Source organism: Mycolicibacterium sp. 624 (genome assembly GCF_040548615.1).
GTDB lineage: Bacteria > Actinomycetota > Actinomycetes > Mycobacteriales > Mycobacteriaceae > Mycobacterium.
Map to the genome: position 1 here is coordinate 649,233 of NZ_JBEPRZ010000002.1, position 14,754 is coordinate 663,986.

Here is a 14,754-nt window from a genome sequence, read left to right on the forward strand (position 1 = left end):
GGTTACGGGAGCGCGTAGTCCATCGGCGGTCCGTTCAGGTTCGAAACCGAACGGTGAGCGACGGCCGTCGCGACGGGCGTGCCGTCCACCATGACGCCGACGATGGACACCTCGTCGTTGACAGCGAAAGCCGAACCGGCACTGTCGACCTGACCGCTGGTACCGGTGATCGCCGTGGTGTCGGCGTTGACGAGGTAGGTGCGGTCCCGGCCGTCCACGCCGCGTGCGGTCACCGAATCTGCCGATACGGCAACTATCGTGCCCTCCAGGCCGACGGTCTGCGGAGGCGGAGCGACGGAATCAGCGGCGTCACCCGCGTAGGACACCGTGGACCCGATGAAGTACACGACAGCCGCGGAGACCACCGCGGCGAACACGACGGCCGCTGAGATTGCCGCAATCGTGAAATTCGCCCCGCTGAGTCCCCGTTCCCGCACTCGGTGTCGTGAGGCCATGTCCTTCTCCGCTGGTTCGCGTCGTCCCGGTGACGACGTCTCTTCGTTGCATGTGTCAATACCCGGGTGACCGAGTGCGGAAACCCTAGTGATCCTCCGGCGGGTTGAACGCGCCGGGAATCTCGGTGCTGGCGGCCACCGACGGCGTCGCACCGACGCTGAACAGGCCGATGACGACGTCATCGTCGAGGTAGCGTGCCTGCAGGTGTAATCCGGGTGTGTGCGCCACGATGTCGGTGGTCTCGTCACCTGTGAGCGGATAGTCATCGACCCGATGGCGCCAGTGCGCCGCGATCAGCGTGGCCCCGCGCGGCAGTCGAGGACACTCTCGGGCCAGCACGGCGCGCAGCGAGGGGGCGTCAAGGTAGTAGCCCACCTCGGACAGCACGACCAGATCGACGTCGGCGGGCCAGGGCGCGTCGAGGGAGGACTGGAGCAGCGTGACGCCGTCGAACCGGTCACCATGAGACAGCCGCTCGCGGGCACTCTCCAGCGCCACCCTCGCGACGTCGGTGGCCGTCACCCGGTCACACCGTTGACTCAGCATCTCGGTGAGCACGCCCACTGAGCAGCCCGGCTCGAACGCGTGCCGGAAGCGCCGCCGCGGCAGCATCGCCATGGTGATCGCGTACTTGCGCGCCTCGTACCACCGTTCTGCGAGTTGCCAGGGGTCGGGCGACGCCGCATACATATCGTCGAAGTAGCTGTCGGAAAGCCGCCCTGTCACAGGAACACCATCTCGCCGACCGCCATAAGTCTCTGCACGACGAACGGCGGCAAGATGGGGTCACCACCGGGTTCGAACGGCGCGAGTTGTGTGCGAAAGACGTTGACGGCGTGTCGCTTCCGGACTGAACAGCCGCCGTCCACAACAGGGCGGCGCATCCGCTGCCACGGCACGTCGGCATCGTTCGGCTCGGCCCAGTGCCACATCCAGACCGGGTACTCCAGCAGTGTCGACGACGTGGCGGCGCACGCCGCCGCAGCGGACCGGCCGACTGCCTCGTGGTCGGGGTGGCCGTCACCCCGCCACGTTGCCGCACACCAGGATCCCGGCGCGGCGGCCGATAGGAACTCGGTCAGCACGTCGGTGAGAGCATCCTCGTGACGATCCAGTTCACCGTCCGGCAGACCCAACCAGATCGGGGGGTCCAGACCCAGCATCCTGGTCGCCAGTTCGGTCTCCGCACGGCGGTCGCGTTCCAACCAGCGCCGCTCCAGAGGAGACAGGCCGGGGTAGGCGCCGCCACCGTCGCTGGCGGCGACAACCGTGACGTCCACGCCGCGCATCCGCAGGGAAGCCGCGGTCGCGCCGAAACCCAGTGTCTCGTCATCGGGGTGGGGCGCGACGACGATCAACGCTGGGCACTCGTCGAGGTCCAGCGATTCGACGTCGCGACGCCACCCGAGCCACGCACTGCTCGGCGTGCCGCCCCCGGCGATGGACCGCTCGGCGAACCGGGCGCAGTTGCTGATCCGCGCCGTCGTCATCGCGCCGCCAACCGGCCCAGCGTTGCGAGGTCACGTTCGGCGTGGCTCTGGCGCACGTACATCGTCAGGTCCGCGACCCGTTGGGCATGCCGACCGTCCAGCGCCAGCGGTGCTGGGCCCAATGCCCGGCCAGTGCGGGTTATCGCCTCGTCCACAGCGTGTTCGACCACGGCGCGGACTCGGCGCGCGATCAGTTCGGCGCGAACTCCATTGGGCGAGGAGTCCACCACGCACGCGGCGGATACCAGCATGGCCTCGGCGGCGGCCAGTGCCGCGTCGATCGCACCCAGGTGCGCGTGGGCGTGAGCGTCGGCCGATGCGGGACTGTGCTCGTCGGCCACGGCGCGGTAGAGCGGGCCCGCGACGGCTCGCGCGCCACCCAGCCAGCAGGCCGCGACGCCGATGGCGCCGTACCAGAATCCGGGTCGGCTCAGGTACTCCCCCGGGCCGCCGACGGGAACCGCGGGCACGTCGGTGAACTGCACCGACCGGGTATCGCTGTCACGCATACCGGCGTTGCGCCAACTCGCCGCCATTGGTTGCACACCGTCGGAGCGAAGATCGACGGCGTACAGGCCACGGTGGTCGTCGTCGCGTCGGGCGGTGACCAGTGCGTGCGTGCACAACCCGGCTCCCGAACACCACGCCTTACTTCCATTGAGCATCACGCCGTCGTGAGCGTCGGAGGCGACCACCACACTGTCCGGTACCTCCGCAGCCCACACACCCCAGAGCTGGTCACGCTCGGGCGTCGGGCCGTCCAGTTCGGTCAGGATCGCCGCGGCGTCGGTGTGAGCCTCGGCCAATCGTCCTGCCACGACGTCGTTCTCGGTCATCGCGGCCAGCTTCCACCAGCGGGCGGCGGTCTGTCCCGACGCGGGTACCGGCAGGTCGAGGTGTCCCGCCTGGAGCCAGCGCCAGAGCAGTTCGACACTGCTGCCCTCCGGGCTCACACCTGGTCCTGCCGAGCGAGCTGCACCGAGCGCAGATGCGCCGCGAATCCCCTTGGCGCCCGACCGATCTGCCGCGCCGAGGTCACCACCGAGAGCCGTGCGTCACGGTCGATGCGGTAGCCGTGCTCCTCGAACCGCCTGACCAGGTCAACGTCCTCATCGTTGGGCAGGTTCGCGAAACCGCCCACACGCCAGTACGCCTCGGCCCGAAAGCCCATATTGGCTCCGTGCACATGTCCGTGGCCGTCGGGCCGCCGCTTGGCCCGGTAGGCGGCGAGATAGCGACGGATCGCCGCGGCAGGATAGCGCCGCCAATCGGCGACGCGGACCACACCAAGCACCATGTCGGCACCCGATGCCGTCTGGCGGATGAGCCAGTCCGGATCCACCACGCTGTCGGCGTCGGTGGTGGCGAACCAGACGGAGGACTGATCCGAGTCCATGCCGCATGTCGACCGGGCGTACGAGAAGCCCGCGGCACGGGCCGCACCGACGTTGCCCGCCTCGATCTCGACGAAGTGCACGTCTGAGCCGAAACGCCCCGACAGCTGCTTCGAATCGTCGGTGCAGGAGTCCAGCACCACCACCACGAGGACCGGGACCGGCAGACACGCCGCCGCGGTCACGACGGACTTCAGACACAGCGGTAGGTGCTGCACCTCATCATGCGCCGGAACGACGACGACAGCCTGCTGGTAGGTCATCTGTTGGAGAGGCACGGGTTGTATCTACCCCGCGAGAATGCTCCGAAAACCGCCCCCGATCAGTGGTTGCACGCGTCGGACTGAGCGGTCTGGCTGTCAACCGCCGGCGAACTGGCTGACGATGGCCTTGCAGAACGCCGGCAGGTCATCGGGTGATCTGCTCGACACCAGGTTTCCGTCGATCGCGACCTCCTCATCGACCGGATTCGCCCCCGCGTTGCGCAGGTCGGTGCGAATGCTCGGATACGACGTCAGGGTGCGGCCCTTGACGACACCGGCCTCCACCAGAGCCCACGGACCGTGGCAGATGACGCCGACGGGCTTGCCGGACTGCACGAAGTCGCGAACGAAGTCGACCGCGGAACTGTCGAGTCGAAGTTTGTCCGCGTTGACGGTGCCGCCGGGGATCAGCAGCGCGTCATACTCGTCCACGGCCGCATCACTGACCTTGCGGTCGACGTCGAACTCGCCCGCCGGCTCGAGGTCGTGGTCGCGGGCGCTGATCTGTCCGGTCTGCAGCGACAGCAGATCGGTCTGACCGCCGGCACCCTGCAGCGCGCTGCGCGGCTCCGCGAGTTCGCGACGCTCGACACCGTCGGTGGCGAGAATGGCAATCCGCTTGCCATCCAGGACATTGCTCACGGTGAACCCCTTCCATTTCGGGTGGACCTCACCCCTCCAGATGGAGCTTCCCGGCAATCAGCCCAATGAAACGCGTCAGCTTCTCGCGACGCGCGAATAACCACTGTCACAGGCAGTCCGCTGCCGACACCAGATCAGCTGACATGTTCCGCCGCATCATCGTGAGTGCGGCGTCGCCGAGTTCGGGAAAGATGGGCGCGACGGCATCGGTCGGTACCACCACGTCGAGGTGCCGGATGTATCCGTCGAGCGCCGAGTAGAGGATGCACTGCTCGGTGACCTGGCCAGTGAGGACGATGCGCTGTGCCCCTGTCCGGCCGAGCAGGTAGTCGAGCGGGGTTGCGTAGAAGGCGCTGTGGCGCACCTTGGTCAAGAACATGCACCCTTCGCCGGGCGCGATCGGCTCGACCAGATCGGCTCGTTCGCCGTGCAGCGCGGCCCGTACCAGGTCCCGCTTGTCGGCACCGAAGTCGCCGCGGTTGTCGTTGACGTAGACGAGGTCGACGTCGTCTCGCGATCGGGCGCGCGCGATGAGATCGGCGAGTGGGTCGATGATCTCGGCCACGTTCGCCGCGAGCTGCTCGGCGTCGGGGTGGTCGTAGGTGTTGAGCATGTCGATCACCAGCACCGCGGTTCTAGTCACCGAACCGGGATACCCACCGATTCCGCCGCCATGCGTGGCGTCGGCTAAGTGCGGAACCCCGAGGAGTCGGCCACGGATTCGGCAGTGCTCGTGATGAACTCGTCAATGAGGTCGACCACCTCGGTGGGCGCCTCGACATGCGCGAAATGGCCCACACCGGACAGCACTTCGACGCGGCAGTCCGGCCGTGCATCGAGCGCGGCGTACGCGTGATCGACCGGGATGATGGTGTCGTCCTCACCCCAGATGGCCAGAGTCGGCATCTCGGCGCGCAACTGCAGCCGGTTCAGCGCGCTGACCGCCTGGCCTCGATAGTCCACGACCGACCGCAGCGTACGCAGGAACGCCCCGCGCGTCGCGGGGTCGGAGAACGACGAGTACGCGTTCCAGATCTCGGCGCCCCGCGGTGACCGCAGCCCCATCGAGGTCAGCCAGCCACGCACCGAATTGCCCACGCGCAGCACGGGTCCGGGAGCAATGACGGGCATGACGAGTTCGGCGCCCGGCGCCGACAGCAGGCGCAGAATCAGGCCGACGTCCTGGCCGAGCCCACCGCTGCTGATCAGCACGAGCCGACTGCAGTACTCGGGATGCTGGTAGAGGAACTGCATCGCGATACCACCGCCCAGCGAGTGACCGACGACGGTCGCCGAGTCGACTCCGAGTTCGTCGAGCAGGTCGCGTAGACCCACGGCAAACGCCCCCAGCGAGTAGTCGGTCCTCGGCTTTGCCGACTGACCGTGCCCCAGCAGATCGGGCGCGATGACCCGATATCTCTTCGCCAGCTGCGGCAGGATCGCACGCCAGGTCTCCGAACTCCCGGCCATGCCGTGGATCAGGAGCAGCGCCTCGCCCTCGCCCTCGTCGTGGAAGGCAAACCGCTCACCATGGATGTCGACGAACTTTAGTTCTGTCACCGCGGTCTCCGATCCTTTCGGACTTCCAGCCTACCGACGGGTAACGTTTCGCAGGTGAAGTTGATCTCTCCCACGGACTCGATATTCCTCGTGGGTGAGTCACGTGAGCATCCCATGCACGTCGCCGGCCTGCAATTGTTCGAGCCACCCGCCGACGCGGGACCCGACTACTTGCGGGACCTCTACGAGGTGATGGTCAAGAGCGACGACATCCAGCCGACATTCCGTAAACACCCGGGCAGCTTGCTGGGCGGTATCTCCAACGTGGCGTGGGCGTTCGACGACGATATCGACATCGATTACCACGTGCGCAGATCGGCATTGCCACGCCCCGGTCGGGTACGAGACCTGCTGGAGATGACGTCGCGAATGCACAGCACGCTGCTCGATCGACACCGGCCGCTGTGGGAGGCACACCTCATCGAGGGTCTGGCCGACGGACGCTTCGCGGTCTACGTGAAGTTCCACCACTCGCTCATCGACGGCGTCTCCGCCCAGCGCCTGTTGATTCGCTCGCTCACACCGGACTCCGATGACCGCGACCCCCTGGTGCCGTGGACGATCGGGCCGAAGAAGCGCACCGCGGTCGAGCGGTCGAAGTCACCGTTGAAGTCGCTCCTCGACAACGCGGGTTCCCTGGCCCTGCTCGCTCCGTCGGGGCTGTCCCTGGCCAGGGCGGCGCTCCTCGAACAGCAACTGACGCTGCCATTCCGGGCACCCAGGACAATGTTCAACGTACCGATCGGCGGCGCCCGTCGGGTGGCTGCACAGTCGTGGCAGCTGGCACGGATTCGGGACATCACGTCCGCGACGGGTGCGACGGTCAACGACGTCGTACTGGCCATGTGCGCCGGCGCATTGCGCGCCTACCTCATCGACCATGCGGCGCTGCCGGACGCCCCGCTGATCGCGATGGTTCCGGTGAGCCTGCGAGCCGAGGACGAGCAGGACGCCGGGGGCAACATGGTCGGCACGATCCTGTGCAACCTCGCCACCGATATCGAGGACCCCGCGAAACGCCTCGAGGCGATCAACAGATCGATGCGCGAGAACAAGCAGGTGTTCGCCGAATTACCGCGTACCCAGGCTCTGGCGCTATCCGCATTCCTGATGTCCGGAATCGCACTCGGACTGGTGCCCGGCGTCGTCTCATCGACACCTCCACCGTTCAACGTCGTCATCTCCAACGTGCCCGGTGCGCGTGAGCCGATGTACTGGAACGGCGCCCGGCTCGACGGCAACTATCCTTTCTCCATCGCACTCAACGGTCAGGCGCTCAACATCTCACTCACAAACAACGCCGACAACCTCGACTTCGGTCTGGTCGGTTGTCGACGCAGCGTGCCGCACCTGCAGCATCTCCTGGGCCACCTCGATGACTCCCTGGCCCAGCTCGAGAAGGCTGTCGGCATTTGACCGCCCTCGCTACACGGGATCCGGTTCGATGAGTCACGGAATCTACGACCGCTGCCTGTGCGGACATCGCCACCCCGAACACACGATGTTCGGGAGGTGCCGTGGCTGCCTGAACTGCACCGACGATATCGTCGACGAGGATGACGACCATCCCTACCAGCAGTGCGACTGCCGTGCGTACGTCCTCGGTGAGCGCGGCGAGCCCTCAGCGCCAGCCGACGGGTCAGTACCGCCCGAAGACTATTGACACGTTGTTGCCGCCGAAGCCGAAACTGTTGCTGACGGCATACCGGTAGTCACCGTGGCTGGCCTCCCCCGCCACGACATCGAGGTCCATCCGCTCGTCGAGGTGGTGCAGGTTCAGTGTCGGCGGCACGATGCCGTCGCGCAGCGTGAGCACGGTCAGAGCGCACTCGACGGCGCCGGCAGCCCCGAACGAGTGCCCGAGCGCGGCCTTCGACGCGTACACCGCGGGGCGGTGCTCGCCGAACACCTTCTGCAGCGCGGTCGCCTCCGCGAGGTCACCGGACACCACACCTGCTGCGTGAGCGTTGACGTGGTCGATATCGGTCGGAGCGAGCCCCGCGAGCTCGATCGCCCGTTCCATCGCATACGCCTGCTGCTCGGCGCCGGGATCGGCGAAGAACGTGTCATAGCCGTCGGATGACATTCCGACACCCATGACGCGGGCCAGGATGCGGGCACCTCGTGCCTTGGCGTGCTCCTCGGTCTCCATGACGAGCATGGCGCCGGCCTCCGCGAAAACCGTGCCCGTCCGATCGCGGTCAAAAGGGCGGCACGCACCCTGCGGATCGTCGTTGTCGGTGGACAGCACGCCCTCTATCTGGGAGTACGCGGCGATCGGAACAGCCTCGATGTGTGACTCGACCCCACCGCAGATGACGATGTCGGCGTCGCCGAACAAGATGCTTCGCCACGCCTCCGCGACCGCGGCCGCGCCGGACGCATCGCCCCGCAGCGGTGTGGTGACACCAGCCTGGGCGCCGCGGTCCAACCCGACCGTCGCCGCAGGCCCGTTGGGCATGAACATCTGCACCACCAACGGCGAGACCGCCTTGAGCCCCTTGCTGCGCATCGCCTCGTAGGCGTGGATGACCTCCTCGGTGGTGCCCAGCCCGGTGCCGACAGAGACTCCGAGCCGTGTGGTGTCGACCTCGGGCGAGCCGCAGTCCTCCCACACGCGTCGGCTCAACACCAGCGCGTTCTTCTGCAGATAGGACAGACGCCGAAGCTCGACGCGGGACAACTCGGCGTCGAAGTCCTCCAGGAGCTTCCCGCCGATCTTGGCCGGCAGGTCCAGGCCCTCCAGATTGGGTGCCGACAGCGGGCCGATGCCGCTACGGCCTTCGACCAGCGCAGACCAAGTGCCCTCGGTGCTCGCTGCCAGCGACGTGGTGAGCGCGACACCGGTGATGACGACGTCGGGAAGTGGACTCTGCATGGTTATCCGCCTCTCTGATAGCCGACGCTAGAACGTCACCGCGCCAGATACCCCAAAACGCCAGGAAACATGCCGCCGTTTGCTCTGCAGAGGTAGCCACCGACGGATACTCCCAAAACTTGTTGCCACCGTTTTTATCGCCACCTCGGCGAAACTCAAAATGCCCACGCCTGCGCTGTCACGAAGGCCACACCGGCCACGAGGGAAATCACCTCGGGTGCGTGGGGCCCGTCACAGTCGGCAGCACGTCGTTTCACTGGGAGGCTGACGGGCATCCTCCTCTTGGTGACGGGCGTTCGGCGCCCGCCTGACGCGAGAGAGGACAGGTGTCGCTGTGCCACGCGGAACGGGACTGTACGACAACGCCGACGAACCGGACGAGGACGACCGCGGCCGGCCCATGCAGTCGGCCGATGACGTGGACACCGACAAGCCCACTCCCGACGTGATCGAGGCAGACGACGAGGACGAACCCAGCGGGTGACGATCCCGGTCGGTCGCCGTGGCGTCAGGATCGCAGGAATGCGAGCAGGTCGGCGTTGATCACGTCAGCCTGCACGGTGGGCATGCCGTGCGGGAATCCCTGGTAGGTCTTGAGAATTCCGTTCGGCAGCAGCTCGGCGGACTTCGGGCCGGCCGCGACGTAGGGCACGATCTGATCGTCCTCGCTGTGCATCACCAGCACTGGGATGGTGATCCTCTTGAGGTCCTCGGTGAAGTCGGTCTGGGAGAACGCGACAATGCCGTCGTAGTGCGCCTTGGCCCCGCCCATCATGCCCTGCCGCCACCAGTTGGCGATGACGGCTTCGACGGGCTCCACGCCCGGCCGGTTGAAACCGTAGAACGGCCCCGACGGCAGGTCGCGGTAGAACTTCGACCGGTTGGCCGCCAGTTGCGCCTGCAGGTCGTCGAAGACCGCTTTCGGCAGGCCCTCGGGATTGGCGTCGGTCTGCACCATCAACGGGGGCACCGCGCTGATGAGCGCTGCCTTCACGGCCCGGTCCTGGCCGTGGCGCGCGAGGTAGTGGGCCACCTCGCCGCCACCGGTGGAGTGCCCGACGTGGATCACGTCGTGCAGATCGAGATGTTCGACCACCGCTGCGAGATCGTCGGCGTAGTGGTCCATATCGTGGCCGTCACCGGTCTGGGTGGAGCGGCCGTGGCCGCGCCGGTCGTGGGCGATGACGCGGTAGCCCTGTGCCAGGAAGAACAGCATCTGATTGTCCCAGTCGTCGGCCGACAGCGGCCAACCATGGCTGAAGACGATGGGTTGCCCAGTCCCCCAGTCCTTGTAGAAGATCTCGGTACCGTCGGACGTGGTGATCGTTGGCATCATGACCTCTCTGTCTAGCGGAGTCTGCGAAACGATCGTCGCACGCTCAATGCCAGTGAGCACCGCAAAGACCAGCGACTACGGCTAGCCGGTAGTGACCATGCGCGGTAGCGGTAATGACACCGGCGAGACAACGCGGCGGGCGCGATGGGCCGCGGCACACTCGCCGCGACCCATCACACCCGCCGTGACAACTATTTGAGAACCGCCAGGGTGGTTTTGGCCGCGTCGAGTCCGCTCGAGTGGGCCTTGGCCACCGAGCTCATGATCGCACCCGCCCAGAAAACGGTGTCCTTCATCGGCTTGTAGATGACCTCGGGATGCCTTTCGCCAGTGGCGTACGCGCCGTAGGCGAACTTGTCGTTGCGCCAGTCGTAGTTCGAGGCGTTGATGTACCGCAGTCCCCTGTCGCCCGTCAGTTTGTGGACACCCTCAAGCGCCGCCGCGAACCGCTGTTCCTCAGGCAGAGCCAGCAATTCACGAGCCCGGTCACCGGTGTCCCACGCAACAATGAGCTGCCCGTCGTAACCAGGCATTCCCGTTGACTCGTCCCAGAACTGGCACGGACCCACGTCATGCTGGTTCACCATGTCAAAGCCCTCGGGCCGCACCGGGTGATCGAACTCGAGGATCGTCTTGAACGCCACCGTCTGCTGGATGCCGTCGATGGTCTTACGTCGGTCCGACTCCAACGGGGGATCGAATGTGATGTCATCGTGCTGCAGCACCCCGATGGGCACCGCAACAACGCACTTGGACGCCTCGAATGTCTCAGGACCGGCCTGTACCGTGACTCCGTTTTCGGAATACTGAATGGTGTTGACAACTGTGTTGTAGCGAATGTCGACACCCTCGGCAACAGCCGTGGGAATCTCATCGTATGGCGCCAGCAGCTTGAAGTCGCCTGCGTAACCGTCGGGTTCAATCTTGCCCGTCTTCGACACATCGAAGCAGGACGTGAGGGTTTCGACAATCTCGGCGGCCGGATACGCGTCGAACTGTTCGTGGTCGACTTGAATTCCCAGCAGGGCCAACGGGTAGTTGGTCTTGTCGATGCCGAGGCGCTGCAGATACTGTGTCGCTGTTTCAGAGCCCTTGGGCTCGGGCAGTGGCATCGCGATCTTGGGCGTTCCCTCGGGGAACTCGTAGAACTCTGGACTGTCCCATCTCACCCAGGGAGTACTCGGGGTGTACCGAGACATGTTCTGCACAAACTTGCGGTCTTTGATGCCCAACTTCTGTGCCCACGGCCAGGTGGCCGTGTCGGGTCCGCCGTGACACAGAGAGGCCCCGCGCTCGTGCGGGATGGTCATGATGGTGCGGTCGGTCCACATTCGCCCGCCGATCCGATCACGCGCCTCAAGAACTACGACGTTCTTGCCGGCATCCCTGAGTTCTCGCGCTGCGGCGACTCCCGCTGAGCCAGCGCCGATCACGATGACGTCGATGCCCGACTTGCCGTTGCCCGCAGAGTTGGTCTCCGGGGGGGAACCCTTGGCGCAGCCGACGATCCCCAGCGCGGCAAGGCCAACGGCACCGCCAAGAAAGGCCCGCCGCCTGAAGGCGGTCGTACTGAGATCAGGTTTAGTCATGGTGTTCTCCTTTGAACGATGGTGAGGATCCAACGAGTTCAGCGGTCATGGAGTGTGCGGGGAGCTCTTCGTTCGATAGCTCAAATTGTCAGCGTCACTTCACATCGGAGGATGACTGCGCTCGCTGCGAGAAGTAGACGGGAATCAGTGACATCAGAATCATCACCGTCGCAACAACATTCACCTGATTGACCTCGTTCGGGCGGGCCATCTGGTTCATGATCCACAGCGGCAGCGTTTCGACGCCGGGCGGTGCCGTGAAGATGGTCACCACGATCTCGTCGAATGACAGTGCAAACGCAAGCAATGCGCCGGCGATGAATGCGCTTCGAAACTGCGGGAAGGTGATCAGCCTGAAGGTCTGGCCGATACCCGCACCGAGATCCATCGAGGCCTCCTCGAAGTTCGGGTTCATACGGCGCAGACGCGCGATGACGTTGTTGAACACCATGACGATGCAGAACGTGGCGTGGGCGATGATCATGCCCCAGTACCCAACGTTGATGCCCATCGGCTTGAGGACAGAATGGAACGTGTTCGACAGCGCCACACCCGTGACGATGCCGGGCAGTGTGATCGGCAGCACCAGTAGCAGATTGACGGTGTTCTGACCGAAGAAGCGGAACCGCTGCAGGGCGAACGCAGCCAGTGTGCCCAGTACCAGCGCAATTCCGGTCGCCACGAGGGCGACAATCACCGAGTTGAGAAACGCCGCGTGCACCGCCGGATTGGTCAGGGCCGCGCCCCACCACTGCAGCGAGAACCCCGGGATGGGCCAACCGGCGACACGGCCCGCGTTGAAGGAGTTCATGACTATCACGAACAGCGGGATGTACATGAAGGCGAACACAACGGCGGCTATGGCAGCCAGCGCGATCTTCGTACCACGCCTGAGGCGAAGCATATCGGGCTCCTTTACAGGTTGTTCAGGGCGCCGGAGCGACGCACCGCGGCCAGGTAGAGCAGCACCATCACGATTGGCACTACTGAGAAGGCCGCCGCCAGTGGAGGATTGAGATTGATGTTCGACGCGATGATGCTGCCGATCATCTGAGTGGAGCCGCCCACGTACATCGCTGCGATGTAGTCGCCGAAGCTCAACGAGAACGTGAAGATGGATCCGGAGAACACTGCCGGGATGAGCAGCGGCGCGACAACCGTTCGGATAGTGGCGAAACCGTTGGCGCCCAGGTCCGCTGATGCGTCGAACAGGTTGTCAGGAATCTGCGAGACAGCCGAGTACACCGGAATGGCCATGTACGGGAACCAGAGGTAGACGAGGGTGAGGATCACCGTGACCGTGCCGAGCGCAGGACCAGTGATCCCCAGCGGCGACAGCGCCCAGTTGAAGAAGCCGTTCTCCGTCCAGACCAGGCGCATGCCGATGATCTTCACCAGGTATCCGGCCCACAGGGGCAGCGTGACCCCGATGGCGAGCAGCGCGCGATAGCCGGGGCGGGCAACCTTCGCGATGAAGACTGCCAGCGGGACTGCAAAGACAGCGCAGATCACGGTCACCGCGACGGCGATGCCGAGCGTGCGCAACGCGGTGGCCAGGTAGGCCGGCACCGTCACCAGGCTCACGAAGTTGTCCAACGTGAATCCCGGCCGCACACGCGAGGTGAACGGATCCGTGGTCCAGAACGCCGTGATCAGCAGCCCCACAAGCGACAGCAGGTAGACACCGACGAGCCAGATCATTGGCGCCGCCAGCAGGGCGGCAAGACGCCCCCGCGGGTGGCGGAACAGTGCGGTCGACACCGGTTTGGACCGGCGCACGAGTACGGTCTTGGTGCTCACGGCGACCCTCGCTGACTAAGTGAAACCAATTGAGTGAGAAGAAGATGCAGACCCGCAGAGCATGAGGATGCCCTGGTTGGGGCGGACCCTGATCCGCCCCAACCCGTTTAGCGGACTATCCCTTGACCGTCGGCCAGGCGGCCGTCCAGTCCTGATAGCTGGTGCACTTCACGTCCTTGCGGCCGTCAAGGCACGGCTCGATCGGAGTCGTCCAGAACCAGACCTTCGAGTAGTAGTCCTCGTCGGTGGCGCTGTAGTCGTCGCAGTGCGCCTTCGCCTCGGCGCTCAGATCACAGAACGCACCATTGGCCGGGGCCATCCCGAAGTTCATCGCAATCTGACCGTTCACCTGCGGTGAACTCGTGTAGTCCATCCACGCGTAGGCGCAGTTGGGGTTCTTGGCCTCTGCCGCGAGCATCCAGGCATCAGACCAACCCGTCGCGCCCTCCTTCGGCAGCACGGACTGGAACCTCTCGTCCTGGGTCGCCTTTCGCAACACCTCCCAGGAGGTGCCCACCACGGAGTTACCGCCAGTGAACGACGTGACATTGGTCGAAGGATTCCAGTACTCCGAGACCATCTTGTTCTGTTCCTTCAACAGATCGACCGCTGCGGCCAGCTGATCCTTGTCGAGCGCGTAGGGGTTCTTGATCCCCAGCTCGGGCTGGGTCGCCATGAGATAGACCGCTGCATCGGCAATGTAGATCGGACTGTCGTAAGCCGCGATCTTGCCGGCGTAGGGCGAGTCCTTCTCCCACACGACACTCCAGCTGTTGGGCTTTTCGGATACGACATCGGTGTTGTACTGCAAGATGTTTGCGCCACGACCGATCGGGATTCCGTACACGTTGCCGTTGAGGGTGTCGTAGAGCTGCCCCTTCATCCCCTCCACGATGTCATCGCCGAAGTTCGGGATCAGATCGGTGTTGAGCGGCTGTACATTGCCATCGACAATGAGTCGCAGGCTCGCATCGCCCGATGCGGACACGAGGTCGTACTCTCCCGTCCGCATGAGCTGCACCATCTCGTCGCTGGTCGCGGCGACCTTGCGGTTCACGGTGCAACCGGTCTCCGCGGTGAACTTGTCGGCCCATGCCGGTTCGACGAAGCCCGACCAGGCAACGATGTTCACCTGCTTCTCGTTGTCGCCAAGCGTTTCCATCTTCGGGATGTCGGGCACATCGATCTGTAGTCCGTCGGAACTCGCGCCTGTGCCGCCGGTCGAACAACCGGCCAGTGCCAGGCCAAGTGCCGCCGCGGCTGCTGGGATGGCGAGGTACTTTTTCATGTGGTCTTGCACTCCTTTTGGGTACGACGGATCCACGAAGACGTGGTCCTTGGATCAG

At 65.1% G+C, this 14,754-nt stretch carries 16 protein-coding genes; 2 read left to right on the forward strand and 14 right to left on the reverse strand.

The window, feature by feature from the left end:
• Positions 1 to 2 precede the first annotated feature (2 nt).
• The 8 genes from ABIA65_RS10080 to ABIA65_RS10115 all read right to left on the reverse strand — a co-directional run bounded on the left by ABIA65_RS10080 (position 3) and on the right by ABIA65_RS10115 (position 5,805).
• Complete coding sequence (locus ABIA65_RS10080; RefSeq protein WP_241403461.1) at positions 3 to 455, reverse strand: hypothetical protein; 453 nt, start codon at positions 453 to 455, stop codon at positions 3 to 5.
• 85 nt (positions 456 to 540) lie between these two features.
• Positions 541 to 1,182 carry an SAM-dependent methyltransferase gene (locus tag ABIA65_RS10085; protein ID WP_354523433.1) on the reverse strand — a complete coding sequence of 214 codons (642 nt, stop codon included), beginning with the start codon at positions 1,180 to 1,182 and terminating at the stop codon, positions 541 to 543.
• Positions 1,179 to 1,946 carry a PIG-L deacetylase family protein gene (locus ABIA65_RS10090; protein WP_354523434.1) on the reverse strand — a complete coding sequence of 256 codons (768 nt, stop codon included), beginning with the start codon at positions 1,944 to 1,946 and terminating at the stop codon, positions 1,179 to 1,181. Before ABIA65_RS10090 ends, ABIA65_RS10085 begins: the two co-directional genes overlap by 4 nt.
• Positions 1,943 to 2,899, reverse strand: coding sequence for an acyl-CoA dehydrogenase family protein (locus ABIA65_RS10095; RefSeq protein ID WP_241403458.1), 957 nt, complete (start codon positions 2,897 to 2,899; stop codon positions 1,943 to 1,945). Before ABIA65_RS10095 ends, ABIA65_RS10090 begins: the two co-directional genes overlap by 4 nt.
• Positions 2,896 to 3,603 carry a glycosyltransferase family 2 protein gene (locus ABIA65_RS10100; RefSeq protein WP_354523754.1) on the reverse strand — a complete coding sequence of 236 codons (708 nt, stop codon included), beginning with the start codon at positions 3,601 to 3,603 and terminating at the stop codon, positions 2,896 to 2,898. Before ABIA65_RS10100 ends, ABIA65_RS10095 begins: the two co-directional genes overlap by 4 nt.
• A 96-nt stretch (positions 3,604 to 3,699) precedes the next feature.
• A complete protein-coding gene (locus ABIA65_RS10105; protein ID WP_241403457.1) occupies positions 3,700 to 4,245 on the reverse strand; it encodes a type 1 glutamine amidotransferase domain-containing protein in 546 nt (181 codons plus the stop codon).
• Positions 4,246 to 4,351: 106 nt separating this feature from the next.
• Positions 4,352 to 4,888, reverse strand: coding sequence for a cysteine hydrolase family protein (locus ABIA65_RS10110; RefSeq protein ID WP_241403456.1), 537 nt, complete (start codon positions 4,886 to 4,888; stop codon positions 4,352 to 4,354).
• Between the two features lie 44 nt (positions 4,889 to 4,932).
• The gene (locus ABIA65_RS10115) at positions 4,933 to 5,805 is read right to left on the reverse strand and encodes an alpha/beta fold hydrolase (protein WP_241403455.1); all 873 of its coding nucleotides are present in this window, start codon (positions 5,803 to 5,805) and stop codon (positions 4,933 to 4,935) included.
• A gap of 54 nt (positions 5,806 to 5,859) precedes the next feature.
• Between ABIA65_RS10115 and ABIA65_RS10120 the strand changes: the two genes are divergently transcribed.
• Positions 5,860 to 7,221 carry a WS/DGAT/MGAT family O-acyltransferase gene (locus tag ABIA65_RS10120; RefSeq protein WP_241403454.1) on the forward strand — a complete coding sequence of 454 codons (1,362 nt, stop codon included), beginning with the start codon at positions 5,860 to 5,862 and terminating at the stop codon, positions 7,219 to 7,221.
• 223 nt (positions 7,222 to 7,444) lie between these two features.
• Here the strand turns inward: ABIA65_RS10120 and ABIA65_RS10125 are convergent, their stop codons facing one another.
• Positions 7,445 to 8,683, reverse strand: coding sequence for a KasA/KasB family beta-ketoacyl-ACP synthase (locus ABIA65_RS10125; RefSeq protein ID WP_241403453.1), 1,239 nt, complete (start codon positions 8,681 to 8,683; stop codon positions 7,445 to 7,447).
• A gap of 334 nt (positions 8,684 to 9,017) precedes the next feature.
• On the opposite strand from ABIA65_RS10125, the gene ABIA65_RS10130 reads away from it, so the two are divergent.
• Positions 9,018 to 9,167, forward strand: coding sequence for a hypothetical protein (locus tag ABIA65_RS10130; RefSeq protein WP_241403452.1), 150 nt, complete (start codon positions 9,018 to 9,020; stop codon positions 9,165 to 9,167).
• Between the two features lie 24 nt (positions 9,168 to 9,191).
• On the opposite strand, the gene ABIA65_RS10135 is transcribed toward ABIA65_RS10130, so the two are convergent.
• The 5 genes from ABIA65_RS10135 to ABIA65_RS10155 all read right to left on the reverse strand — a co-directional run bounded on the left by ABIA65_RS10135 (position 9,192) and on the right by ABIA65_RS10155 (position 14,696).
• Positions 9,192 to 10,016 (reverse strand): alpha/beta fold hydrolase, encoded by an 825-nt coding sequence (locus ABIA65_RS10135; protein WP_241403451.1) that lies wholly within the window; start codon positions 10,014 to 10,016, stop codon positions 9,192 to 9,194.
• A gap of 194 nt (positions 10,017 to 10,210) precedes the next feature.
• On the reverse strand, positions 10,211 to 11,608 hold the full coding sequence (locus tag ABIA65_RS10140; protein ID WP_241403450.1) for a flavin monoamine oxidase family protein: 1,398 nt from the start codon (positions 11,606 to 11,608) through the stop codon (positions 10,211 to 10,213).
• Positions 11,609 to 11,702: 94 nt separating this feature from the next.
• The gene (locus ABIA65_RS10145) at positions 11,703 to 12,512 is read right to left on the reverse strand and encodes an ABC transporter permease (protein WP_241403449.1); all 810 of its coding nucleotides are present in this window, start codon (positions 12,510 to 12,512) and stop codon (positions 11,703 to 11,705) included.
• An 11-nt stretch (positions 12,513 to 12,523) separates the two neighbouring features.
• Positions 12,524 to 13,408, reverse strand: a complete 885-nt coding sequence (locus ABIA65_RS10150; RefSeq protein ID WP_241403448.1) for an ABC transporter permease — start codon at positions 13,406 to 13,408, stop codon at positions 12,524 to 12,526.
• A 115-nt stretch (positions 13,409 to 13,523) separates the two neighbouring features.
• A complete protein-coding gene (locus tag ABIA65_RS10155; protein WP_354523435.1) occupies positions 13,524 to 14,696 on the reverse strand; it encodes an extracellular solute-binding protein in 1,173 nt (390 codons plus the stop codon).
• Positions 14,697 to 14,754: the final 58 nt, after the last annotated feature.

What these genes read in the sequence shown, in the direction of transcription:
- ABIA65_RS10080 (WP_241403461.1), bottom strand. Translation starts at nt 455, where the DNA reads ATGGCCTCACGACACCGAGTGCGGGAACGGGGACTCAGCGGGGCGAAT.
- ABIA65_RS10090 (WP_354523434.1), bottom strand. Translation starts at nt 1,946, where the DNA reads ATGACGACGGCGCGGATCAGCAACTGCGCCCGGTTCGCCGAGCGGTCC.
- ABIA65_RS10100 (WP_354523754.1), bottom strand. Translation starts at nt 3,603, where the DNA reads ATGACCTACCAGCAGGCTGTCGTCGTCGTTCCGGCGCATGATGAGGTG.
- ABIA65_RS10125 (WP_241403453.1), bottom strand. Translation starts at nt 8,683, where the DNA reads ATGCAGAGTCCACTTCCCGACGTCGTCATCACCGGTGTCGCGCTCACC.
- ABIA65_RS10135 (WP_241403451.1), bottom strand. Translation starts at nt 10,016, where the DNA reads ATGCCAACGATCACCACGTCCGACGGTACCGAGATCTTCTACAAGGAC.
- ABIA65_RS10140 (WP_241403450.1), bottom strand. Translation starts at nt 11,608, where the DNA reads ATGACTAAACCTGATCTCAGTACGACCGCCTTCAGGCGGCGGGCCTTT.
- ABIA65_RS10145 (WP_241403449.1), bottom strand. Translation starts at nt 12,512, where the DNA reads ATGCTTCGCCTCAGGCGTGGTACGAAGATCGCGCTGGCTGCCATAGCC.
- ABIA65_RS10155 (WP_354523435.1), bottom strand. Translation starts at nt 14,696, where the DNA reads ATGAAAAAGTACCTCGCCATCCCAGCAGCCGCGGCGGCACTTGGCCTG.